We start from the raw sequence: 24,789 nt of genomic DNA, 5'->3' as shown, positions 1-24,789 counted from the left end.
GACCTGGGACGGCCGGACCGAAACGATCTACTACGATCTGTCGTATGAATCCTTCCCCGGCGTCGGCCGCATCGGCGGCGGACGACATCATTCTGCTCAACCTGCCGCTGTGGGCGTGGCAGATCGCGTTCGCCGTCACCGGGGTCCTGGCCCTGGTGCTGCTGGCGCGCACCATCTGGCGGCCGACCACGCGATCGGTGCGCTGGTGGGCGCTGGGCAACATCGTCGTCAACGTCGGGATCGCCGTGACCGGGGCGACCGTGCGGGTCACCTCCTCGGGCCTGGGCTGCTCGGAGTGGCCCAGGTGCACGCCGGAGAGCTTCGTGCCGGTGGGGACCGAGCATTCGGCGTTCAACGCCGCCATCGAGTTCGGCAACCGGACGCTGTTCTTCCTCGTCTTCGCCGTCGGCTTGATCGTTCTGGTGGCGACGCTGCGGCTGCGCCCCCGCCGCCGCGACCTGCTGACCATGGCGGTCATCATCCCGGTGGGCGTACTCGGCCAGGGCGTGGTCGGCGGCATCACCGTGTGGAGCGACCTGCACCCCGCGTCGGTCGGCGCGCACTTCCTGCTGTCCATGGTCGTGGTGATCGTCACCGTCGCCTACTACGTGCGCTGCCGTGAACCGCAGGGAGAGCTGCGGCTCACCGTCACCCCGCCGATCAGGCGCATGGCCGCCGCCATGGTCGTCATCGGCTTCCTGCTGCTGATCGCGGGCACCGTGGTCACCGGCACCGGCCCGCACGGCGGCGACGCCGCCGCACCGCGCTGGGGATTCGACATCGTGCTGGTGACCCGGCTGCACTCCGCCCTGGCCTGGCTGACCGTGGCCGGCACGGTCGCGCTGATCGCGCTCACCGCCAGGACCGGCGCGCCGCGTACGGTGCGCGCCCAGGCGTGGCTGCTGCTGGCCGCCGTCCTCGGCCAGGGCGCCATCGGCTACGCCCAGTACCTGCTCGGCCTGCCCGAATGGCTGGTGGTCCTGCACGTGCTCGGTTCGGCCCTGGTCTGGATCGCGATCCTGCGGCTGTACTTCGGCACCGCCGAGCGGGTCGCGGTCACCAGCCCTGCGGCGGCCCCGGAGGCTGCTGCCGCGGGTAGTACGGCGGGAGCTGCTGACCGGTAGGCGGAGGCTGCCGGCCGCCCGCCTCGCGCTGCGCCCGCGCCCGCTCGATGACGTGGGAGAAGTCGGAGCGGTTGAGGAAACCGGAGTCGGTGGGTTTGCTGGTCCAGGACGGAACGGCCTGCTGCGGCATGGACCCGATGAACGCCTCGCGGGCCACGTGCATGAGCGCGAGGAACGAGTCGCGGCGGTGCCACCACTGCGGGCGCGCCACCCCCCGGTCCAGCCTGTTGTGCAGCAGGGCGAGCTCGGTCGCCGCGAGCTGGTAGTCCTCCATCGCCTTGCGGCCGCGCGCACCGGCGTTCCGCTGGGCCCAGGTGCGCGCCTGCCGGCGCCCGCCCATGGAGCTGAGCATCTGGATGTCGGGCGGCGTGACCAGGCCGGTGGAGATGTAGGGCGGCAGGTAGTGGGCGATCGCCCCGACCTGGCGCCGCCGGTCCTGCACGGCGACCACGATGATCATGATCAGCACGAAGAGCAGCACGACGTAGGCGACGCCCAGGCCGATCCAGCCGAAGATCGTGGACCCGTTCCACAGCCCGTGCAGCAGCACCGCGGCGATCCAGCCGCCGACGGGCGCGAGGAAGCGCGCGCCGCCCCGGTTGATGGCCGCGTGCGCGACGCCCAGGCCGATCATCGCGGTGTAGAGCGGGTGGCCGAAGGGGGCGATGATGCCGCGCAGGATGAAGGTGAAGGCGAGACCCGCGAAGCCCTGCTCGAACAGCGCGCTGAGGAAGTAGGAGATGTTCTCGGTGAAGGCGAACCCGGTCGCCACCATGCCCGCGTAGATGACGCCGTCGGTGTAGGAGTCGATCTCGTGCCGGCGCCGCCACAGCAGGAAGAGCAGCACGATGCCCTTGGCGCTCTCCTCCACCAGTGGGGCTCCGACGGCCGCGCTGATGTAGGAGCCCAGATCCGCGCCGAACAGCGGCACGGTGTAGAGCTCCATGCCCATCGTGTTGAGGACGAGCGAGACCAGGACGGCCACGCCCGCTCCCCACAGGAATGCGAAGAGCAGCACGGGGCCGGGCTCGGGTTCCAGCCGGTCCAGCAGCAGGATCAGCGGAATCAGGACGGCCACCGGGATGATCGCCGCGACCAGGCTGACCACGAAGCCGAGCGCGCCGACCGCACCGCCGCCGGCCAGGCCGCCCAGCAGCAGGTAGCCGAGCACCAGGAGCATGCAGACGACGCTCACGATGATGCCGATGATCAGTCCCGTCGAGTGACGGCCGGGCTTGCGTCCCTCGAGGATGGCTTTTGTGTCAAGAGCGGGCATAGTCCCCGAGCGTAACGCCTCACCCCCGCCCCAGCAGCGCCAACCGCCCCCTCAAGGCACCATCCGGCCTGGTCCGGACACACGTTCGGCGCCGCGTCTCGAAGCCGTGGGGATCAGAGCCGTCGCCGCTTCACCGGGGTCCGCGAAAACCGTGTGGTGAGCCGGAGGTGAACGTCCGGCCGCGGGCGGCTCGGGCCGGGCACGGGCCGATGCGGACCTCAGTAGGGTCCACGGTGCCGAGAAGACCGGCCGGAGGTGGCTCCGATCCAGGCGCGGCGGTCCAGGTCGGCGGCTGCCGCGCTCGCATAGGCCAGGGCGGCCAGCCACGTCAGGGCGAGGCGGTCGGGGGGCGGCGGGACCGACTCTCCTGTGGCGGTGCGCAGCCGCTCGCCGGCGGCGGCGCCGAGCTCGGTGAGCAGGTCGGCGGCTCCGGGAAGGTGGGTGCGGCGCAGCCGGGGCACGGCGGCGTCGACGGCGGCGGCCGAGGCGGCGCAGCGGCCGCCTTCGGCCAGCCGGTTCAGCACCCGCGTGCAGGGGGCGAGCGGCGATTCGGGATCGCGCCGGGCCCCGTCGGCCACCGGGGTCCGGGGGTGTCCGGGCGGGCGGCCGGGCAGCGCGTCCAGCCCGAGGTTGATCCGGCCGGCCCATGACTCGGGCAGGGGCCGGCTCGCGTCCGGGGCCGCGGCCAGCAGGTGCAGCGCACCGGGCCGCCCGGGCAGCGGGCGCGCCACGACGCGCAGCGCGGCGCCGTGGTCGGCGGCGAGCCGAACCAGGTTGGCGGCGCCCACGCGGTCATCGGGGCCGGCGGCGACGGCCAGCACGGTCCGTCCCGTGCCGACCTCGGTGGCCAGGAGCGAACCGTCCTCTCCCGGGGAATCCCCCGGGCCGACGACCGTCAGGTCCGCGAACACCAGGTCGGCCCCGGTGCGGTGCACGGGCGCGGACAGGGCCGCCAGGGCACGCGCCACCTGGTCGGCGAACGGCTCCTCCCACAGCGCCGACAGCGGCGGATCCCACCAGGTGGCGCCGCCCGAGGTCGCGGCGGTCGTGGCCGTGCCCCCGCTGAGCCGGCCGTCGGCGCTGGCGCTCACCCGCTGGGCGACCATGCCCGAGCGGGCGAGGTCGCGGTGGCTCAGCGAGACGCCGCCGAACCCGACCGGCCCGCGGTAGGCCGCCGTGACCCGCTCCGCGCCCCCCGGAGCGACGTCGCCGATGCGCCACAGCGCGCGCTGCCCGCCCGCGCCGGAGGCGAGGACGTGCGAGACCACCCCGGCATAGCCGGATCCGGTGGCGACCCGCTCGCAGGCGAGGCCGTACAGCCGCAGCGTCCCGATCTCGGCGTAGGACCGGCGGCCCACGCCGACGTCGGCGAGCACGGCGGCGGGGCGGGGACCCTCGGGCCCGCCTCCCAGCCGCCAGGCGAGACCGAGGAGGTCGCCCAGGGCCTCGGTGTAGCCGGGCAGGGTGAACGCGGGCGTCGCGGCGTCGCGGACGCCCGCGGCGACGGTGGTGCAGGCGGCCGCGAGCCGCGGCAACCGCGCGGCGCGCGCGACGGAGGCGGCCCGCAGGAGCCCGGCGCGGTGCGGCGCACCGGCCGCGCGCACCCCGGTGGTGAGCACCTCCGCACCGGCCGACCAGGCCAGGAGCGCGGCCTCGCCGGCGGCGTCGTCGATGTCGACGGGGGCCGCCAGGTCGAGGAGCGCGCCGCTCCCGGTCTCCGGTCCGGAGTCGACCGGGCCGGTGCCGGCCGGCTCCCCGGTCGGTTCCCCGGCCGCCGGTTCGCCCTCGCCCGCGGAGTCGAGGACGCCGACGGCGGCGAGCAGGTGCAGGCAGCGGGGGCTGAGCAGGCAGCTGCAGCCGACCTGGGCGGCCTCGGTGAGCACGGGGGCGGCGAGCCGCACGGTCTCACCGCCCGCTGCGACGCTCCAGCCGTCGTCGTCGGCCCGCCACTCCCAGGTCTCGGCGACGCGGGGGTCGGCATCGAGCTTCCTGCGGACCCTCCCCGGTGCGGCTCCGAGCAGGTCGGCGGCCAGTCCCGCGTCGATCCGGGGTCGTTCGGCGCTCATCGATCCCCTCCGTTCCCTTCCGTCGCCCCGGCACCGCCGGCCCGGGCGGCCGCCCTGTCAGCGCTACCGACGCCACTCGTCCGCGCGTCCCTCACCCGCGCACCCTCTCCCCGATCCAGGAGGCGAGCTCCTCCGGTGACAGCGCCGCGACCGGCATGCCCGCGGCCACGAAGCGCTCGGCCAGCGCGCGGTTGTAGACGGGTTTGCCCGCGTCGTCCAGGGCCGCCAGGCCCAGCAGGTGCGCTCCGCTGCCCGCCAGCGCTCCGACCTCGCCGAGCGTCCTGGACAGGTTGCCGCCCTCCTCGAAGTCGGTGATGAGCGCGACGACGGTGCGGTTGGGCACCGTGACGCGCGCTCGGGCGTGCGCGAGTCCGGCGCCGATGTCGGTCCCGCCGCCGACCGACACCTCCAGCAGCAGGCCGAGCGGATCGCCGACCCGGTCGGTGAGGTCGACGACCTCGGTCGAGAACGCCGTGAACGACACGCTCAGCGCGGGCAGACCGTGCAGGACGGCCGCGACGAGCGCCGCGTAGATCGTGGAGCGCTCCATCGAGCCCGACACGTCGACCACGATGTTGACGTGCCAGTCGGCGCTGCGCCGGGCCCGGGTGGAGAAGACCGGCCGCTCGGGGACGACGACCATCGCGCCGTCGTTGCCCGGCCGCGCGGTGTGCAGATTGGCCCGGATGGTGCGGCCGAGGTCCAGCCGACCTCCGGGCCTGCGGGTCGGGCGCGGCATGTTCAGGCCGGTCAGCGCGGGGCGCATCCGCCGCGCCAGCCGTTCGACGAGTTGCCGGATCAGCCGGTCGACGAGGGGGCGCAGCTTCGCCAGCCGGGACTCCGGAAGCGCGCCGCTCAACGACAGGACGTGCTCCAGCAGGTCGACGGAGGGGGTGACGTGCTCGGGGTCGAGCTGGTCGAGCACGTCACCGCGCCCGCGCTGCGCGGCCCGCCCGAGGACCTCTTCGCGGACCCGGGAACCGAACAGCGCCTCCAGTTCCTCGGCCCATTCGCGCGCCGAGGGCCGGGGCCGCTCGCTCCCGCCGCGGGGACCGCCCTCCCCGGTCTGCGCTCCTTCGCCGTGGCCCCGCCCGTAGAGCTCGTCGAGCGCGGCCGCGGCGCGGTGCGCGGTCGCCGCGGCGCCTTCGCTCGGCGGCCGCCCCAGGACCAGCCGCCACCGGTCGAGCGGGCCGATGGCGTTCGCGGTTCCGCCGTCGGCGGAGACGGGGCTCCCCTCGCGGGCCGCGGAGGGCCCCGGGGCACCGGGGCCCGGCGGCGCGGCCGCGCCGCAGCGCTCCAGCAGGCCGGGGACGAGGGCGCCGACCACCGAGCGGGCGGCGAGGTCGGCCGCCGCCCAGGCCGCCGACCGTTCGGCGTCGACGGCGAGGTCGTGCGCTGAGAGGTGGCCGTGCCGCTCCGAGACGGTCTCAAGGAAGCGGGAGCGGGCGGCCGCGGACAGCACCTCGTAGCCTTCGCGCAGCGCGGGCAGCCGGGCGAGGAAGTCGGCGTCGGGCCAGCGCTCGATCGGCCCGCTCATCGCGTCGAGGACGCCGGGGTCCCCTTCGACCACGGGGGCCGCGACGGTCAGGGCGCCCGCGATGCGGTGGGCCAGGCCCCGGCCGTCATGGCCCGCGGCGTCGCCGTCGCCGTCTCCGCCATGGCCCTCGTGGCGCCTCCCTCGGCCCTCGGCGCCCCCGCCGCTGCCGCCCCGGTCGCCGCCGTTCTCGCTGCCGAGCACGCCCGGCGGGCGGGCGAGGTCCAGCCAGCCTTCCAGGCGGTCGGCCAGGTCCGCCGCCGGGAGCTCGTCCAGCAGGACCAGCGCCGCGGTCGCGGCCCCCTGCGCGAGGGGGCCGCCCTCGGCGCTGAGGCCGCGCAGTTGCCAGAGCAGTCGTCGGGGTCCGACCGCACCCGGCAGCGCGGCCTGGGCCTGCACGAGGCGGACGACGCGCAGCAGCGCCGCGGCGTCGGCGAGGTCGGTGCTGCCGGCCATGCCCGCGACCGAGGCGACCGCTGCCTCGGCGAGCCGGGTCCGCAGGCGCGGCAGGGACGCGGGGACGTCGCGCATCCCGGGAACCTGGCCCGCGACGATGCGGTGGACGTGGTCGTGCAGGGTGATGGCGTCGGCCAGGCCGACGCGCGGCAGGACCGCGGAGTCGATGCGCCCGCCCAGCTCGGCGACCTGCTCCGGCAGGCCGCATTCGGCGGCGCGGGCGAGCAGGGCCCCGGCCGCGGCCGGAGTGAGGTCGCCGTCGGCCTCGCGGAGGTCGGCCGAGATCCGCCCCCGGGCCGCGGACTCCAGCGTGATGCCGTAGCAGGCCGCCATTTCCAGCGTGGCCCCGGTGGTGGGGCGCCACGCGGCGCGCCACCGCCGCCCGAGGGATTCGGCGTCGCCGAGGCCCGCGACACCGCGCTCCTCGGCGTAGGAGACGCCGGCGGCCGCGAGCCGGTTCAGCGCGACGTGCCGGGCGCGGTCGCGCCCGTTGCGGAACGGGTCGAGGCGCAGATCGCGTTCCCGGCCCCGGGAGTCCGGCCCCGGCAGGCCGAGCTCGGCCAGCAACGCCGTGACGTGGACGACGAGCCCCGATGCCGGGGCTCCGGACGCGGGCGCGCCGCGGCGCTCGCCGACGAGCTCGCGGTGGGCCGCGGCGGCGACGGCGCGCGCCCGCCCGAAGGATTCGCCCTGGGTCAGCGCGCTGGTCATGCCCTCGACGAGCTCGCGCCGACCGGGCGCGGCAAGGCCGCGCAGGGCTGCGAGGTCGCGGGCCATGCGGTAGGCGGCGGCCGTGTCGGGAACCCCCACGGCGTGACCGTCGCCGCGCATGCGGCGCCCGACGGCGGCGAGCCGGCTCGCCGCGGCGCGCTCGACCAGTTCGGGGGCGCCGCCCGAGCGGTGGACGTCCTGCTGCCACTCGGGGTCGCGGATGCCGGCCGGGTAGCCCGAGCGGGAGTCGAGCAGCTCGAAGGTGTAGGGGATCAGCGCGGTGACCGTGCCGCCGGGCACGGGACCGCCCGGCACCGGAACGGGGACCTCGGAGGTCGGGGGAAGCGCGAACGCCTCGGCCCCGCCGCCTCCGGACGGCAGCAGCGCCGCGGCGTGGAACGCCCCGACGACCGCGGCGGGGCGGTGCGCGCCGAGCTCGGCGGTGACCTCGTCGACGCGGCGGCGCATCCACGCCTCACGCACGAGGTCCCGGGGGGCGACGCCGCCCCGCGCCTCTTCGTCGGCACGGCCGAGCCAGCCCATGGCGAGCGCGGCGCGGCGCACGCGTTCGGGGTCGGCTCCGTAGGAGCGCGCCTCGACCAGGCGGTCCCACAGCTCCTCCTCACCGTCCACGTCCTCGGCCCCGCGGACGGCGGCCGCCGGCCCCGACTCGGGTGGACCGAGCGCGGGGCGCTCGCTCGGGGGCCGGATCGAGGCCGGGAGGTCGATGGCGCGCACCGGCACGCCGTTGGAACGGGCCCAGCGGATGGCGGCGAGCTCCGGCGAGAAATCGGCGAAGGGGTAGAACCCGTAGGCCCGCTCCTCGCCGAGCACCAGCGCGACCGGCGCGGTCGTCTCGGGGTGGCCGAGCCACGGCAGCCACGGGTCGGCCTCGTGCGGCAGCTCGACGAGGACGGCGTCGGGCCGCGCGGCGTCGAGCAGCGCGGGCATGGCGGCGGCGAGCACCGGGGAATGGTGCCGCACCCCGATGAGGTGCGGTGACTCGGCGGCCACCAGCGCCTCGGTCATCTCTGCGGCGCCGGGCGCCGCCGCCCGGGCCGGCGTGCCGTCCTGCGGGTTCATGCGTGCGTCATCTCCTCGTCCGACCTCCATCGAACCGGGCGCCGCGCATGCCCCGCCCGACCAGGGGGCAGACCACCCGACTCAGCAGAGCCGCGTGAAATCCACCCTCGCCCTGTCAAGCCCTCCACGCCAACTCCCATCCGGCAACCTGTGGACAACCCCGGCCCGAAGCCCGCTCCCGCCCTCGCCGCCCCCGTGGAAGGCCTCCGGCTCGGCGGGCACCGCCGGCCGGATTCCAGGTCCCTTCGTTCACGACCGGTCTCGTGGCCTCGCCGGCCGCGAGGCCCGCGCGTCACGCGGGACCGCGCTGCGCGTCCGACGTCGTCTCGGTCCGCACGGGGCTCACTCCCCCAGCACGTGGCGGAGCTCGTAGAGGCGCTTCCACAGGCGGGCGCCGTCCTCGGCGCGGTGGCGGACGGTGGAATCCCAGTAGGCCAGCAGCCGCCCCTGGTCCTCGGGGTCGTCCTTGCGCACCGTGCCCAGGAGGTAGCCGGGGAGCAGCGACAGCAGATCGCCGGCGCCGAGGTAGGCCGCCTGCAGCCCGAGGGAGGTGGTGATGCCCACGGCCTCGGCGGTGCTCATGACGGTCGTGGGCCGCTCGACCGGCCAGCCCTCGGCCGAGCGGCCGGAGCGCAGGTCGCGGAAGGCGGTGACCAGGGCCTCGATGACGGCGTCGTCGACCGCGAGGTCGCGGTCGTGGCGGGCGATCGCCGCACCGGCCTGGCCGCGCACGAGCTCGACCTCGGCGTCGAGGTCGGCGATGGGCGGGACGGCCTCGAAGTTGAAGCGCCGCTTGAGGGCCGCGCTCATCTCCGAGACCCCGCGGTCGCGCAGGTTCGCCGTCGCGATGACGTTGAAGCCGGGGCGGGCCAGGAACAGCCCCTCCCCTGCGGCGTCGTCGCCCTCCGCGGTGCCCGCCAGCTCCGGGACGGCCATGCGGCGATCGGAGAGGATCGAGACCAGGGCGTCCTGCACCTCGGGCAGGCAGCGCGTAACCTCCTCGACCCTGGCCAGGCGGCCGGAGCGCAGCGCCGTGAGCACCGGGGAGGGCGCGAGCGCCTCCCGGCTCGGCCCCTTGGCCAGCAGCAGCGCGTAGTTCCAGCCGTAGCGCAGGTGCTCCTCGGTGGTGCCGGCGGTGCCCTGGACGGTGAGCGCACCGGTGCCGCTGACCGCCGCGGCCAGCAGTTCCGAGAGCATCGACTTGGCCGTACCGGGTTCGCCCACCAGGAGCAGTCCGCGCTCGCCGGCCAGCGTGACGACGCTGCGCTCGACGAGGCCGCGCTCCCCCACGAACTTCGCGGGGATCTCCATGCTCGCGGGCACGCCATCGACCGGCTCGGCGACGCGGAGCCCGGCTCCGCCGCTGCCGACGATGAAGGTGACGACGGCGCGCGGGGTCAGCCGCCACCCGGGCGGGCGCGGTCCGGTGTCGTAGGCGGCGAGGAACGCCAGCTCATCGGCGTAACGCAGCTCGGCGGGCTCGATCTGCGCGGCTTCCAGGGTCGTCTGCGTGCTCACCCCGCCCCTTCCGTTTCGTTCGGTTTTTCGGTGGACACCTGCTGGATCCGGTGGACTGGCGCGTCGGGTCGTCGGCATCGTCCTACCAGACGGAACCGACAGGAGGAGCGACGGGGCGCCCGTCGCCGCGCTCGGGTCCCGAGGGCGGGACCGCCGTGAAGCGTGACGAGCCAGGAATACCGGAACGCGGTGACGGGACGCGGCGGCCGTCCCCGGAGGGCCTGCGGGGACCGGCGCACCGCGCTCGCGGTCCCTGCTCTCCGCCGCCCCGCAGACCCCGACCGGCCTCCGGGTCTCACACCGGCCGTTCGTGCAGCCGCCGCAGAGCGCGCTGGAAGAGCGCGGCCTCGCGGGCCAGCCCCGCGACGCCCTTCGCGAGGGCGTCGTGGGCGCCGGGGAGCAGGCGGTCGACCTCGGCCCGGGTGGCGGGCAGCGGCATCGACCTGCTCTGGAAGCGGTGGATGCCGCCGATCTCGGCGGCCGCGGCGCGCACCAGGGCGCGCGCCTGCCCGTCGGTGACCGCGCGCAGACGGGCCGAAGCCTCGGGATCGCGCGGGGTCAGGTGGGCGGCGAGTTCCGGGCGGAGCGGTTCGGAGGTGCCGTCGGCGACACCGTGCACCGCCGTCCACACGGCGGATTCCGCGGGGAGCGACCACAGGACCTCCTCGTGGTCGCCGCTGCGGTCGACGATCCGCACGCGCCGCTCGTGCCAAGGGCTCCTGGGCCCGTACGCCTCAGGCCCCACGATGTCGGCGGGAGGCGCGCCGGGCGGGCACCACCGTCCGGGCGGGTCGTCGTCGGAGATCTCGACGAGGTCGCCGTTATCTCCGTCCCCGGCCCGGAACCACCCGAAGCGGACTTCGGATACGGCCTCGAACCGGGTGCGGCGGGCGCCGTCCAGTGCCGCGAGGTCCGCGTGGAGACCGGGCGCCGCGGCGGCGCCATCGGCGGCATCGGCGGGGTCCGCCGGGTCGGTGCCGTCCGCCGCGCCCGAGGTCGCGGCTCGCAGCCGCCGGACGTGCGCGAACGCCGCGGAGGACATGGTCATGAGCATGCCCGGCCCCGACCGCTTCACCTTGACGACACGCGACCGGTCCGGCTGCTCCAGCTCGTCGACGATTCCGCGGCGCAGGGTGCGCGCGAGCACCGCGTCAGCGTCGGCCTCGCGGATCCGGGCCACCTGCCCGGGGACGGCGTCCCAGAACCGCCGGTCCACATGTTCCAGCACCTCCAGCGCCGTTCGCGCCCGGTGCAGCCCGCCGTGCACGAGGTCGTCGGCGAGCACGTCGAGGCGTGCGGTGACCAGCGGCCGCAGCAGCGGGAGGCGCCAAAGGACGTGTACCCGCCCGGCCTCCGTGTAGCGGTCGACCAGGTCGCGGACCAGTGGCGCGTAGCGGGAGTCGGCCATGAGGGGCGCGTAGCCGTGCGGGCCGTGCGGCGGAGGGGTGTCCCACTTTCCCATGAACGCGTCGGCGTCGACGGTCGCGCCGCCGTCGTCGAAGGGCACGCCTTCACCGAGCAGGGTGTCGAGCAGCCCCGGGCGCAGGGTGCGCCCCGAGCGGAGGCTGACGCCCCACGCCTTGACCGGGACACCGTCGGCGCGCAGCCGCGCGGCGAGCGGGGCGACGAGTGCGTACGCGTCGTTGTCGGGCTGCCCGGTCCAGGCGCGCCGGGTGGCCGCCGCCATGGCGTGTTCAAGCCAGGCCGCGGTCTCGCCGGGCGCGGCGGTGGCGGCGAGGTCGGCGACGGCCCCGCTCTCCAGCAGCAGCGGGACCCAGCTCCTGGGTGCGGCGCGCATCCCGGAGCCGCTCACCATGGTGCGCAGCAGGGGCCGCATCCTCGGGTCGCGCTCGGCGAGCCGGGCGATTCCGGTGCGGTTGCGGTCCCAGAAGCCGTTCTCGGCCTGGGACACCGCCGAGAGGGAGAGGAGTTCGGCGAGCAGGCCGCTCTGCTCGGCCGCCGGGTCCAGACCGGCTTCGCGCGCCCACGCGCCGATCTGATCGACGAGGTCGGCCCACGGCGGGAGGCCGGCGCGGGAGCGCAGCAGCGCCAGTTCACGCAGTTCGGCGTGGGCTCGCTCGGCGCCGAACCGCGCGCCGAGGTCGGCGACGTGCTCCTTGACCTCCTTCACGCCGACCGCGCCGACCTCGGAGAACTCCAGGAACGCCGCGCGAACCGCTTCGGTGTCGGGCGGTTCGGGCAGCACACGCTCGGCGCGGCGCGCCCGGGAGAAGCAGCGCTGCGCGTAGTAGTGGCGCTCGGCCTCGATGAAGGACCGCGCCGCCTCGTCCCACATGGGCGGGGCCTGGAGCGGCGGCAGGGTCTCGGCGATGTCCTCGTAGGCGGAGAAGGCGCGGCCGGGTTTGGTCCCGGCGAGGCGGGCCGCGGCCTCCAGTCTCCGGGTCGCGGCGAGCGCCGCGACGGCGCCGTCCGGATCGTGCACCAGGGCCCAGTAGGGGTAGCGCAGGGGTGCGGACGCGCGCCCGCGCGCGACGGGCTCGCTCACGTGCCGGAGGCCGAACCCCAGGTGGGCCAGTGCGGCGTCCTCCGCGGGGGCGACGGCGTCGGCGACGATCCGCACGGTCGGCCGCGGCAGCGCCGGGTGGCCGAAGGCGCGCGCCCGGACGGGATGGGTGCCGGGGACCTCGGCATCGGGCGGCAGCAGCCCGGCGTCGGCGAGTGCCGGGAAGGCGTCGCCGGGGACGGCGGTGGGGGGCACGGCGTCTCCTTCAACGTGCGGGGGAAGGGGGAAGGTCGGTGCGCGGTCCCAGAGCTACCAGGGCCCGCCGACAGAACCGGCCCGCTGGAGCGGCGGCCACAGAGGCCTGCTGCGCGGCCCTGCCGCCCCCGAGCGGGTCCGGTCCGCCATCGGGCGGCGTGCGCGGTGCCGCACGCCGCCCGGTATCGACGGGTCAGTCCGCGGTCCGTGCCGTGCGGTCCCGTTCCCACGTCTCCGCGAAGATCTCGAGGATGGGCCTGAGCGGGAGGAACCGCTCCAGCGGGCCGTGCGGCCCGGAGACCGCGGGCGCGGCGAAGTCGAGGAGGTCCAGCGCGGCGTCCTCGCGGGGACCTTGGTGTCGCCGGCGAGCCGCACGGCCGGGCGCTCGCCGAGCACCGGATGGACGTGGCGGCGGGCGCGGACCCAATCGGTCTCGGCGCCGGGCGCGGAGCCGAGAGGGGCCAGGCCCGCGTCGAAGAGCGCGGTGCCGGACCCGGGTCCGGGATCGGACGCGGAGCCGGAAGCGGGGAGCGCGGTCACGCCTGGTCCTCCTCCGCGGCCGTACGACCGGTGTAGATCATTTCGGCCATGCGGACGCCTTCGGACCAGGCGACCGGGCCGACCTCGCGCAGCGGCAGCGGACGCTCGTCGGCGTCGACCCAGACGAGGTCGCCGGTGAACGCGCGGTATTCGGGGGCGTCGGAGCCGATCCAGTAGCGGGCCTGGACGCTGCGGCCGGCGTCGACGGCGCGGCAGACCGCGTAGCCGCCGCGCACCGCGAACCCGCCGCGCTGGGCGCGGCCGGTGGCCTCGCGCAGCGCCTCGAACTCCCCGTCGGCGTAGTCGGCGACCCGCCGGGCTTCGGCGGCGAGGCCGCCGGGTTTGCGGTGCACCTCGCGCGTGAGCTGCGGGACGCCCTGCTCGATGCCGAGTTCGAGCGCGAACTCCCTGACGTCGTCGAGGTCATCGATCAGCACGGGGTGGCTGATGACGACGCGCTCGGCGCCGAGCCACGCGGTCTCGGCGTCGATGCGGCCGTCGTCGCCGATGCCGCGCAGGAATCCGCCGTCACCCCCCTCGGCGGGGACGACGAACAGGTTCTCCAACAGGGCGCGCCAGGAGGGGTCGGGCCAGACCTCGGCGAGCAGCGCGGCCGGGACCGGGAGCGCGCCGAGCATCCAGGACTCCACGCGCTTGCGGCATTCGCGGTCGTGGCGCTGGAGCCATTGGGCGAGGCCGAGCAGGCGTTCGGCCTCGGCGGAGTCGCGCACCTTCTTGGGAACGGATTTCAGCCGCCTCCCCTTGGCGCCGCGGCACACGAGGGTGCGGCCGTCAAGGGCGAGCGCGTATCCGTCCGGGCCGTCGGTCCAGACCGTCTCCGCCGTGGCGGTGGGGGTGGTTGACATGCGCCCTGTTATACCGATGCGGTGCGACAGAGCGCGCGGGACCGCGGGAGGCGAAGAGCGCCCCGGGCGGCTCCTGCGAACGGGTGCCCGCGCCTTCGGGCCGCCCCGTGCCCGCCCGCTCCCCGAAGCGGCGGGGTCAGCGCATGAGGGCGGCGAGCAGCGGGTCGATCGTCACCGCGGCGAACAGCAGCGCCAGATAGGCGTTGGACAGGTGGAAGAAACCCATCGTCTTCAACCGCGGGCCGGTGACGCCCGCGCGCACCTTCACGAGCAGGCGGTGGGCCTGCACCAGCAGGATCGCGCCGAGCACGACGGCCACCACCGGGTAGAACAGCGTGGTCTGCGCGACCGGCCACAGCACCACCGACACCAGCACGGTCGCCCAACTGTAGAGCACGCACTCCAGCACCACGCGGCGGTCGCCGGCCACGACCGGGAGCATCGGCACGTTGGCCGCGGCGTAGTCCTCGCGGTAGCGCATCGCCAGCGCCCAGGTGTGCGGCGGCGTCCAGAAGAACACGACGAGGAAGAGGATGAACGGTGCCCAGTCCAGCCGGTTGGTGACGGCGGCCCAGCCGATGAGCACCGGCATGCAGCCCGCGATGCCGCCCCACACGACGTTCTGCGCGGTGCGCCGCTTGAGCAGCATCGTGTAGACGAAGATGTAGAAGGCGATCGCGAACACCGAGAGGGCGGCCGACAGCCAGTTCACGAACACCGCGAAGCCGGCCGTCGACGCCACGGCCAGCGTCAGGCCGTAGATCACGGCGCCACGCGGGGTCACCTGGTGCATCGCGACCGGGCGGCGCCGGGTGCGGCGCATCTCCTGGTCGATGTCGCGGTCGATGTAGCAGTTGATCGCGTTGGCGCTGGCCGCCGACATGGTGCCGAACAGCAGCGTCGCGACGACGTTCCACAGCCGCGGCACGCCGGCCGCGGCCACGAACATCACCGGGATCGTGGTGATCAGCAGCAGCTCGATGACGCGCGGCTTGGACAGCGCCACGTAGGCGCGCACGTAGGCGCCGAAGGAGCCGGAGCGCCCCGCGGGCTCGGCCGCGGCGCCGCGGCCGGCCGACTCGCCGGCCGTCGTGCCGTCGGCCGTGCCGTCTTCGGCCGGCCGGTCGGCCGAGGAGGAGTCGGACGTGGTGTGAGGGGAGCGGTTCAGCAACGTCATCAGCGCCGTCGCGTCCAGGGCCGCTCGGGCCGGACCTTCGGGGCCAACCGCGCCCGCAAGGCGCCCACCTGCCGTTCGGCCCGCCGGCCGCGCGGCGCGAAACGCGCGGCGGGAGACATCCGCTCTACGGACACAGACACGCTGAACCTCAAAGGAATAGGGAATCTTCACTGCTCGCCACAGCAGGCCTGCGGAGGCCGCGCGCCGCCCTCAGGCGCCCGTCGGATCCCACCGACACCCGCCGAGAATACGCGCCGGGAATCCGCGAACCCGGTCAACGACATACTGTAGTACTTACCTGGAGGGGTCCCCCAACCGGGGCCGGTCCGCCGGGAGGCGCTCTGAGCTGTGGCGGCCGCGGGCGTCCGCAGGGCGCTCACCGTTCTCCCCGCCCGGCCGGCTCCCCGGCGGCCTCGCCCTCCACCCCCTCCGCGCGCCTTGTCCGTTCCACTGCGCTTCCACCGCGCTTCCGCTCCGTTGCGCGCGCCCCGTCCTCCTAGCGCGCCGCACCCGGCGGGTCAAGGACCGCGCCCCCGCGAGATGCGGTGAGACGTGTTGAACATCCTGGCCGTACGGTTTGGACGATAGGCTCAGGGATAGTCGTCCCTGTCGTGGCGGGCCCGTGGTGGCACCGGAGGTCGTGGTCGGCGGCCGGCACGGCAGGCAAGTCCATATCCACAGATCTCGGGACACATTCCGGGCGCCGCGCCCGTTTTATGGCCTGGATGCGCGAAAGGAGCCCTGAGCCCGCGTGAACATCGACACCTCGAAGTCCCTTGAGTGGTCGGAATTGGACCAGCGCGCCGTCGACGTGGTCCGCGCCCTCGCGATGGACGCGGTCGAGGAGGCGGGCTCCGGCCACCCAGGCACCGCGATGAGCCTGGCTCCGGCCGCCTACCTGCTGTTCCAGAAGATCATGCGGCACGACCCCAGCGAGCCGGCCTGGGTCGGGCGCGACCGGTTCGTGCTGTCGTGCGGCCACTCCAGCCTCACCCTCTACATCCAGTTGTTCCTGGCCGGATACGGCCTGAGCCTGGACGACATCAAGCGGCTGCGCCAGTGGGACAGCCTCACCCCCGGCCACCCCGAGCACGGCCACACCGCCGGCGTGGAGACCACGACCGGCCCGCTCGGCCAGGGCCTCGGCAACGCGGTGGGCATGGCCATGGCGGCACGCCGCGAGCGCGGCCTGTTCGACCCCGAGTCCGCCCCCGGTGAGAGCCCGTTCGACCACTTCGTCTACGCGGTCTGCTCCGACGGCGACGTGCAGGAAGGCGTCTCCCACGAGGCGAGCGCGCTCGCCGGCACCCAGAAGCTGGGCAACCTGGTCCTCATCTACGACGACAACCACATCTCCATCGAGGACGACACCCAGATCGCGCACTCCGAGGACGTCGCGGCGCGCTACGAGGCCTACGGCTGGCACGTCCAGGAGATCGACTGGACCGACGGCGGCTCCTACCACGAGGACGTCGAGGCCCTGTACCGCGCCGTGCTGGCCGCGCAGGCCGAGACCGAGCGGCCCTCGTTCATCAAGCTGCGCACGATCATCGGCTGGCCGGCCCCCAACAAGCAGAACACCGGCGCCGCGCACGGCTCCGCGCTGGGCGCCGACGAGGTGGCCGCCACGAAGCAGGTGCTGGGCCTCAGCCCCGACACCCGCTTCGACGTCCCCGCCGAGCTGCTGGAGCACACGCGCAGGGCGGTCGAGCGCGGCCGCGACGCGCGCGCCGAGTGGGACGGCTTCCTCGCCGCCTGGCGCAACGGCGCCGGCGAGCGCGCGGAGCTGTTCGACCGGCTGTCCTCGGGCAAGCTGCCCGAGGGCTGGGAGAAGGCGCTGCCGAGCTTCGAGGCCAGCACCAAGGGCATGGCCACCCGCAAGGCCTCCGGCGAGGTGCTGAGCGCGATCGCGCCGATCCTGCCCGAGCTGTGGGGCGGTTCGGCCGACCTCGCCGGCTCCAACAACACCACGCCCAAGGGCGAGCCGTCCTTCATCCCGGAGGAGTACTCCACCAAGTCCTTCTCCGGCAACCGGTTCGGCCGGGTGCTGCACTTCGGCGTCCGCGAGCACGGCATGGGCTCGATCCTCAACGGCATCGCGCTGCACGGCCCGACGCGCCCCTACGGCGGCACCTTCCTGGTCTTCAGCGACTACATGCGCCCGGCGGTGCGCCTGGCCTCGCTGATGAAGCTACCGGTCACCTACGTCTGGACGCACGACTCCATCGGCCTGGGCGAAGACGGCCCCACCCACCAGCCGGTGGAGCACCTGTGGGCGCTGCGCGCGATCCCCGGCCTGGACGTGATCCGTCCGGCCGACGCCAACGAGACGGCGGCGGCCTGGCGCACCCTCCTGGAGAAGCAGGACCGCCCGGCCGCGCTGGCGCTGACCCGCCAGAACGTGCCCACCTTCGACCGCTCCGACCTGGGCGCCGCCGAGGAGACCGCCAAGGGCGGCTACGTGCTCGCCGAGGCCTCCGACGGCAAGCCCCAGGCGATCATCATCGCGACCGGCAGCGAGGTCGCGATCGCGCTGGAGGCCCGCGACCGCCTGGAGGGCGCCGGCACGCCGACCCGCGTGGTGTCCATGCCGTGCATCGAGTGGTTCAACGAGCAGGACGACTCCTACCGCCAGCATGTGCTGCCGCCGGCGGTGCGCGCCCGCGTCTCGGTGGAGGCCGGCATCGGTCTGGGCTGGCGCGAGCTCATCGGCGACGGCGGCGAGACGGTGGGCATAGAGCACTTCGGCGCCTCCGCGCCCTACCAGACGCTGTACGAGCAGTTCGGCCTCACGCCGGACCGCGTGGTCGCGGCGGTGCACGCCAGCATCGCCAGGCTGGGCAAGGAGAGCGGGACAACGACCGGAAATTAACGATTGTGCAGAGGGTCCTTCGAGAACGCGGAAGGACCCTCTGTTCGTTGACAGGCAGCAGGTCGAGCAGCCGTCGGCGGGTCCTCGGCGGATTCGCCGGCGGGCGACGACGAGGGGATGACGAGGAAGCCATGACGAACCCATTGCAGAAACTGTCCGGTGAAGGCGTCGCGGTGTGGCTGGACGACATCAGCCGGGAGCGGCTGCGCAGCGGCAACCTGGCGGAGCTGATCCGCGAGCGCAGCGTCGTCGGCGTCACGTCCAACCCCACGATCTTCGAGAAGGCCCTCAAGGAGGGCGACGCCTACGACGCCCAACTGCACGACCTGAAGGTCCGTGGCGTGTCGGTCGAGGAGGCGGTGCGCGCCATCACCGCCTACGACATCCGCTGGGCCGCCGACGTGCTGCGCCCCGCCTACGACGCCGTCGGAGGCGTCGACGGCCGCGTCTCGCTGGAGGTCGACCCGCGGCTGGCCCGCGACACCGAGCGCACGATCGCCGAGGCGCGCGCGCTGTGGTGGCTGGTGGACCGGCCCAACCTCTTCATCAAGATCCCGGCCACCGTCGAGGGACTGCCGGCGATCACCGCGGCCCTGGCCGAGGGCATCAGCGTCAACGTCACGCTGATCTTCTCGCTGCAGCGCTACCGGGAGGTGATGGGCGCCTTCCTGGCCGGCATGGAGCAGGCCAAGGCCAACGGGCACGACCTGGCCACGATCACCTCGGTCGCCTCGTTCTTCGTCAGCCGCGTCGACGCCGAGGCCGACAAGCGGCTGGAGAAGATCGGCACCGAGGAGGCCCTGCAACTGCGCGGCCGCGCCGCCATCGCCAACGCCCGCCTGGCCTACGCCGCCTACGAGGAGGTCTTCGCCTCCGACCGCTGGAAGGCGCTGGAGGCCGCCGGCGCCGAGCCGCAGCGTCCGCTGTGGGCCTCCACCGGCGTGAAGGACCCCGACTACGACGACACCCGCTACGTCACCGAGCTGGTCGCGCCCAACACGGTCAACACCATGCCCGAGGCCACGCTGGAGGCCGCCGCCGACCACGCCGAGATCGCCGGCGAGACGATCCGCGGCCGCTACGAGCAGGCAAAGGCCGACCTGGAGTCGCTGGCCAGGGTCGGCGTCGACTACGACGACGTGGTCCGGGTACTGGAAGACGAGGGCGTCGAGAAATTCGAGAAGTCCTGGGAGAGCCTCCTGGGCGGCGTCTCCCAGCAGCTCGAGGCCAACGCCTAGAGCCGCCGCGCGACATGGGACGAAAAGACGGGGCCCGCCAGACGGGCGCGGGGCCGCCGAAGGGCGGACGGCGCCCGCAGGCCCCGTCCGGTCCCGTACCGCCGCCCGGGCCGTGGCTCCTGTTCGCCCCTTCTGTTGGAACTCTTACCTGAAACCAGGAAGGACCAGTCGCTTTGAGCAGTGATCAGGTACACGCCGGGAACCTCACGGTCACGTTGCGTGAAGCCGTACGGGAGGCGGCGGACCCGGCCAAGGAGCGCCTCGTCGCCGACGGCGTGCCCGCGAAGCTGGCCGCCCGCGACTCCTCGCTGTGGGGGCCCGAGGCCGCCGAGGAGGCGGCGATCCGGCTGAACTGGATCGACCTCCCGCGGTCCTCGCGCGCGCTGCTGCCGGAGCTGGAGCGGGTCGCGACGCAGAAGCGCGCCGCCGGGCTCGACCGCGTCGTCCTGGCCGGCATGGGCGGCTCCTCCCTGGCGCCGGAGGTGATCGCCGCCAGCCGCGGCGCCGAGCTCACCACTCTCGACACCACCGACCCGCACCAGGTCCGCCGGGCGATCTCGGACCGGCTGGAGCGCACCGTGCTGGTCGTGTCGTCCAAGAGCGGCGGGACGGTCGAGACCGACAGCCACCGCCGCGCCTTCGAGCAGGCGTTCCGCGACGCCGGGATCGACCCCGCCGAGCGCATCGTCGTGGTCACCGATCCCGGCTCACCGCTGGCCGAACTGGCCGAGGAGCGCGGCTACACCACCTTCCTCGCCGACCCCAACGTCGGCGGGCGCTACAGCGCGCTGACGGCGTTCGGGCTGGTGCCCAGCGCACTGGCCGGTGTGGACGTAGAGTCGCTGCTGAAGGAGGCCGGCGCGCTCACCGACGCGCTCAGCGCGGATTCGGGCAACGCCGCACTGGAGCTGGGCGCCGCGCTGGGCGGGTTCACCGGGCACGACAAGGTCGTGCTGGCCGGCGACACTCCGGCGGGTCTGGGCGACTGGATCGAGCAGCTCGTCGCGGAGTCCACCGGCAAGAGCGGGACCGGGCTGCTGCCGGTCGTGGTCGAGGGCGTCGACGCGCCCGGGTTCGTCCCCGGCCCCGACTCCCACCTGGTGGCCTTCTCCGAATCGGGTGCGCCCGAGGCCGAGCTCGCCGACACACTGGTCACCGGCCCGCTCGGTGCGCAGTTCCTGGCCTGGGAATACGCCACCGCCGTAGCCGGGCGGCTGCTGGGGATCGATCCGTTCAACCAGCCCAACGTCCAGGAGTCCAAGGACAACACCAAGGCGCTGCTGGAGAGGTCGGGCGACGGCCCGCTGCCCACCGGCACGCCGCTGCTGGTGGAGGACGCGGTCGAAGTTCACCTGGCAGACGCTGCAGGCCCTTCCCTCTTCACCGACGCCAAGGACCTCGCCGAGGTGCTGCAGCGGCTGGTGCGCGCGGTGCCCGAGGCCGGCTACCTCGCCGTCATGGCCTACCTGGACCGCGACGAGGAAGGCGACGGCGCGGCCGCCCGGCTGCGCATGGCGCTCGCCGAGCTCACGCCGCGCCCGGTGACGTTCGGGTGGGGGCCGCGGTTCCTGCACTCGACCGGCCAGTACCACAAGGGCGGCCCGAGCAACGGCGTGTTCCTGCAGATCACCGGTGAGGTCACCGACGACCTGGACGTTCCGGGCCGGCCCTACTCCTTCGGCCGGCTCCAGACGGCCCAGGCGCTCGGCGACTTCGGTGCGCTGAGCGAGCGTGAGCGCCCCGCTCTGCGCCTGCACCTGCGCGACCGTGCGGCCGGCCTGGCCCAACTGCGCCAGGCGCTGGAACGCGTGCAGCCGTGACCGCTTCGCCGCGGCGCCCCGTGCGGGGCGCCGCGGCGGCGGCGGCGCTCACCCGCCGTGCCAGCCCGCATCCGTCCGCGCGTCCGTCCCAGATTCACCCGCGACCCTTCGTCCATCCGCGGCCGCGAGCCGCCACCCACGGGGAGCCGAAAAGTGAAAGAACCGGTGATGCCGGGAGCGGTGCCCAACCCGCTGCGCAACGTGCTGGATCGGCGGTTGCCGCGCATCGCCGGCCCGAGCGTTCTCGTCCTGTTCGGGGTGACGGGCGACCTCGCCCGCAAGAAGCTGCTCCCGGCGATCTACGACCTGGCCAACCGCGGGCTGCTGCCGCCGGGCTTCGGACTCGTCGGCTTCGCCCGCAGGGACTGGGTCGACCAGGACTTCGCCCAACTGGCCTACGAGGCCGTGAAGGAGCACGCCCGCACCCCCTTCCGGGAGGACGTGTGGCGCCAGCTCAGCGAGGGCATGCGGTTCGTCCAGGGCGAACTGGGCGACGACGCCTCCTTCGACGAGCTGGCCCGCTGCGTCCGCCAGCTCGACGCCGACCGCGGCACCGGCGGCAACTACGCGTTCTACCTGTCGCTGCCGCCCAAGCTGTTCCCGACGGTCGTCAAGCAGTTGCGCCGCTCGGGGCTGGCCGAGTCCGAGGGCGAGGCCTGGCGCCGGGTCATCATCGAGAAGCCGTTCGGACACGACCTGGAGAGCGCCAAGGAACTCAACGCGGTCGTCGACGACGTCTTCCCGCCCCAGTCGGTGTTCCGCATCGACCACTACCTGGGCAAAGAGACCGTCCAGAACATCATGGCGCTGCGGTTCGCCAACACGCTGTTCGAGCCGATCTGGAATCGCGGTTACGTCGACCACGTGCAGATCACCATGGCCGAGGACATCGGCGTGGGCGGCCGGGCCGGCTACTACGACGGCATCGGCGCGGCCCGCGACGTCATCCAGAACCACCTGCTGCAGCTGCTGGCGCTGGTGGCGATGGAGGAGCCGATCTCCTTCACCGCCGACGCCATCCGCGCGGAGAAGGAGAAAGCGCTCTCCGCGGTCACGCTGCCCGAGGACCTCAGCCGGGGCACCGCCCGCGGCCAGTACGCGGCGGGCTGGCAGGGCGGCACCCCCGTCATCGGCTACCTGGATGAGGAGGGCATCCCCGCCGACTCCGGCACCGACACCTACGCGGCGATCAAACTGGGCGTCAACACCCGGCGCTGGGCGGGCGTGCCGTTCTACCTGCGCACCGGCAAAAGGCTGGGCCGCAGGGTGACCGAGGTGGCACTGGTGTTCCAGAGCGCGCCGCAGCAAGTGTTCGGCCAGACCGAGACCGAAGAGCTGGGCGCCAACTCACTGGTGCTGCGCATCCAGCCCGACGAGGGGGTCACGCTGCGGTTCGGCTCCAAGGTGCCGGGGGCATCGATGGAGGTTCGCGACGTCAGCATGGACTTCACCTACGGCCAGTCCTTCACCGAGGCCAGCCCGGAAGCCTACGAGCGCCTCATCCTGGACGTGCTCATCGGCGACCCGCCGCTGTTCCCCCGCCAGGAGGAGGTCGAGCTGTCCTGGCGGATCCTCGACCCGATCGAGGAATACTGGGCCAAGAACGGCCGCCCCGAGCAGTACGAATCGGGAACCTGGGGGCCGTCCTCGGCGCACGAGATGATGGCTCGCGACGGGCGCCAATGGCGCCGACCGTAGGAATCGGAACCATCATGTTCCGCCCGCCGGGCCACGCCCCGCCCACCCAGGGGGGCCACCCGCTACCCATTTCCCAACCGCACGACCAGCATCGCGGTTGTCAAGAGCCCAGCACAAGCCGAGCGGCCGGACCTGTGGAAAAGCCGTCGAACGAAAGCCGGGGGCCGGCACCGGCCGCCCGGACCGTGGAGGACCGATGACGCTCTACCTTCCGCGCGCCACGACGTCGCAGATCAGCGAGGCGCTGGGGGCCGAACGCCACAGTGTGGGCGGCGGCGCCATGAACATGGTGCTGACCCTGATCATCGTCACCGACGAGGCCGACCACTACGACGCCGTGCGCGCCGCCACCGAGGCCGGGCGCGAGCACCCGAGCCGGGTGCTCGCGCTGATTCGGCGCGATCCGGACGCCGAGCCGGCGATCGACGCCGAGATCCGCCGCCCGGGCACCTCCGGTCCCGGTGAGGCGCTGCTGCTGCGGCTCTACGGGGAACTCGGGGAGCACCCCGACTCCATCGTCACCCCCCTGCTGGTACCCGATGCACCGGTGGTGGCCTGGTGGCCTGGGGTCGGCCCGGCCGAGCCCGGCGCCGACCCGGTGGGCCGGCTCGCCCAGCGCCGCATCACCGACGCGCTGCGCGCCGCCGACCCCGTCGGCGATCTGATGAACCGCATCACGCACTACCGGCCCGGCGACACCGACCTCACCTGGACCCGGCTGACACCGTGGCGCTCGCTGCTGGCCTCCACCATGGACCAGCCGTGCGGGTGGGTGACGGCCGCCGAGGTCACCGCCGAGCCGTACTACCCCAGCGCCGACCTGCTGGCCGCCTGGCTGTCGGAACAGTTGGAGGTGCCGGTGGAGCGCAAGGAGTCGCACGGCCCCGGCATCACCGGCGCCAAGCTCATCACCAACGGCGGCGACATCGTCCTCAATCGGCTCGACGGCCGCGTGGCCACGCTGTCGCGGCCCAACCAGCCCGACCAGACGGTGGCCCTGCCGCGCCGCCGCGCCTCCGAGGCCCTCGCCGAAGAGCTGCGCCGCCTGGACGCGGATGAAATCTATGAGAGCACCGCCAAGCACATGGGAACACTGCTGAACCACGCGGGGGTGGGCGTATGAGCGACGAGCGAGCGGAGTCGGCGGCGGCCCCGGCCGTCGGCCGCGAGATGCACTCCCCCGCCGACCGGGAGGGCAGCGCATCGGCGGAGCGGTACGGGGCGCCGCCCACCGTCATCGTGCACCCCGACGCCGACCTGCTGGCCAAGGCGACGGCGGCCCGGATCGTCACCCGCCTGGTCGACGTCCAGGCCGCACGTGGCACCGCGTCGATCGTGCTGACCGGCGGGAGCATCGGCATCGCCGTGCTGGCCGAACTGGCCGAGGTGCCCGCCCGCGACGCCATCGACTGGCGGCGTCTGGAAATCTGGTGGGGCGATGAGCGTTTCCTGCCCACCGGTGACGCCGAGCGCAACGAGACCGGCGCGCGCGAGGCCTTGCTGGACCACGTCAACGTCGACCCGGGCCGGGTGCACGCCATGCCCGCACCCGGCGGGCCCGACGGCGATGAGCCCGAGCGCGGCGCCGAGCGCTACGCGCGGTCGCTGCACGCCGCTGCGCGGCCGGACGATCACGCCGACGTGCCGTCCTTCGACGTGTGCCTGCTCGGCATCGGCCCCGACGCCCACGTCGCCTCGCTGTTCCCCGAGCAGCCGGCGCTGTACGAGGAGGAGCGCACGGTGGTGGCGGTGCACGGCGCACCCAAGCCGCCGCCGACCCGGGTGTCGCTGACCTTCCCCGCGATCCGGGCGGCCCGCGAGGTGTGGGTGATCGCCTCGGGCGAGGGCAAGGCCGACGCCGTGCGCCTGGCCCTGAGCGAGGCGGGCCCGATCCAGGTCCCGGCCTCAGGCGCCCGTGGTAGGTCCCGCACTCTTTTCCTCCTCGACCGCGCAGCGGCGAGCAAACTCCCCGCCGGTCTGGCCGCCCCGGGAGCGTTGTAGCCCCACCGGGAGGAGTCGCAACAGGAGGGGTGGCGGGAGCTGACAGGGCTTCCTTGCTCGGCGTTTCCCGACGTGAAGTGCTATCGCCCT

Annotated in this window: 14 protein-coding genes; 7 read left to right on the top strand and 7 right to left on the bottom strand. The window is 74.2% G+C overall.

Translation table 11 applies throughout. The features are described 5' to 3' along the window. The first annotated feature begins 44 nt into the window (after positions 1–44). Positions 45–1,124 carry a COX15/CtaA family protein gene (locus HDA32_RS08820; RefSeq protein ID WP_179642724.1) on the top strand — a complete coding sequence of 360 codons (1,080 nt, stop codon included), beginning with the start codon at positions 45–47 and terminating at the stop codon, positions 1,122–1,124. On the opposite strand, the gene HDA32_RS08815 is transcribed toward HDA32_RS08820, so the two are convergent. The 7 genes from HDA32_RS08815 to HDA32_RS08785 form a co-directional block, all read right to left on the bottom strand. After that, a complete protein-coding gene (locus HDA32_RS08815; protein WP_179642723.1) occupies positions 1,057–2,400 on the bottom strand; it encodes a PrsW family intramembrane metalloprotease in 1,344 nt (447 codons plus the stop codon). The two genes, HDA32_RS08820 and HDA32_RS08815, sit on opposite strands and share 68 nt — an antisense overlap. Positions 2,401–2,618: 218 nt before the next feature. Beyond that, positions 2,619–4,466: a hypothetical protein gene (locus HDA32_RS08810; RefSeq protein WP_179642722.1), complete on the bottom strand. Its 1,848-nt coding sequence runs from the start codon at positions 4,464–4,466 to the stop codon at positions 2,619–2,621. A 91-nt stretch (positions 4,467–4,557) separates the two neighbouring features. Then, entirely contained in the window at positions 4,558–8,250 is a 3,693-nt protein-coding gene (locus HDA32_RS30530) for a DUF5682 family protein (protein WP_246334267.1), read from the bottom strand. A gap of 342 nt (positions 8,251–8,592) precedes the next feature. Next, positions 8,593–9,768 (bottom strand): ATP-binding protein, encoded by a 1,176-nt coding sequence (locus tag HDA32_RS08800; RefSeq protein WP_312863096.1) that lies wholly within the window; start codon positions 9,766–9,768, stop codon positions 8,593–8,595. Between the two features lie 295 nt (positions 9,769–10,063). Beyond that, the gene (locus HDA32_RS08795; RefSeq protein ID WP_179642720.1) at positions 10,064–12,487 is read right to left on the bottom strand and encodes a hypothetical protein; all 2,424 of its coding nucleotides are present in this window, start codon (positions 12,485–12,487) and stop codon (positions 10,064–10,066) included. Between the two features lie 536 nt (positions 12,488–13,023). Beyond that, positions 13,024–13,893 carry a DUF4132 domain-containing protein gene (locus HDA32_RS08790; RefSeq protein WP_179642719.1) on the bottom strand — a complete coding sequence of 290 codons (870 nt, stop codon included), beginning with the start codon at positions 13,891–13,893 and terminating at the stop codon, positions 13,024–13,026. A gap of 136 nt (positions 13,894–14,029) precedes the next feature. Then, entirely contained in the window at positions 14,030–15,070 is a 1,041-nt protein-coding gene (locus tag HDA32_RS08785) for a heme o synthase (protein ID WP_179642718.1), read from the bottom strand. A 751-nt stretch (positions 15,071–15,821) separates the two neighbouring features. Between HDA32_RS08785 and tkt the strand changes: the two genes are divergently transcribed. The 6 genes from tkt (at position 15,822) to pgl (ending at position 24,699) form a co-directional block, all read left to right on the top strand. Then, the gene (gene tkt, locus HDA32_RS08780) at positions 15,822–17,942 is read left to right on the top strand and encodes a transketolase (RefSeq protein WP_179642717.1); all 2,121 of its coding nucleotides are present in this window, start codon (positions 15,822–15,824) and stop codon (positions 17,940–17,942) included. A 131-nt stretch (positions 17,943–18,073) separates the two neighbouring features. Further along, a complete protein-coding gene (gene tal, locus HDA32_RS08775) occupies positions 18,074–19,180 on the top strand; it encodes a transaldolase (protein ID WP_179642716.1) in 1,107 nt (368 codons plus the stop codon). A 173-nt stretch (positions 19,181–19,353) separates the two neighbouring features. Continuing rightward, positions 19,354–21,000 carry a phosphoglucose isomerase-related protein gene (locus HDA32_RS08770; RefSeq protein WP_179642715.1) on the top strand — a complete coding sequence of 549 codons (1,647 nt, stop codon included), beginning with the start codon at positions 19,354–19,356 and terminating at the stop codon, positions 20,998–21,000. Between the two features lie 168 nt (positions 21,001–21,168). After that, a complete protein-coding gene (gene zwf, locus HDA32_RS08765) occupies positions 21,169–22,698 on the top strand; it encodes a glucose-6-phosphate dehydrogenase (RefSeq protein ID WP_179646562.1) in 1,530 nt (509 codons plus the stop codon). 196 nt (positions 22,699–22,894) lie between these two features. Next, complete coding sequence (locus HDA32_RS08760; RefSeq protein ID WP_179642714.1) at positions 22,895–23,821, top strand: glucose-6-phosphate dehydrogenase assembly protein OpcA; 927 nt, start codon at positions 22,895–22,897, stop codon at positions 23,819–23,821. Positions 23,822–23,868: 47 nt separating this feature from the next. Next, the gene (gene pgl, locus HDA32_RS08755; RefSeq protein WP_179646561.1) at positions 23,869–24,699 is read left to right on the top strand and encodes a 6-phosphogluconolactonase; all 831 of its coding nucleotides are present in this window, start codon (positions 23,869–23,871) and stop codon (positions 24,697–24,699) included. Positions 24,700–24,789 lie beyond the last annotated feature (90 nt).

It is taken from the genome of Spinactinospora alkalitolerans (assembly GCF_013408795.1).
Classification (GTDB): Bacteria; Actinomycetota; Actinomycetes; order Streptosporangiales; family Streptosporangiaceae; genus Spinactinospora; species Spinactinospora alkalitolerans.
Note: the sequence above shows the minus strand (reverse complement) of the source record. Positions and strands in the feature narration are given on the sequence as shown.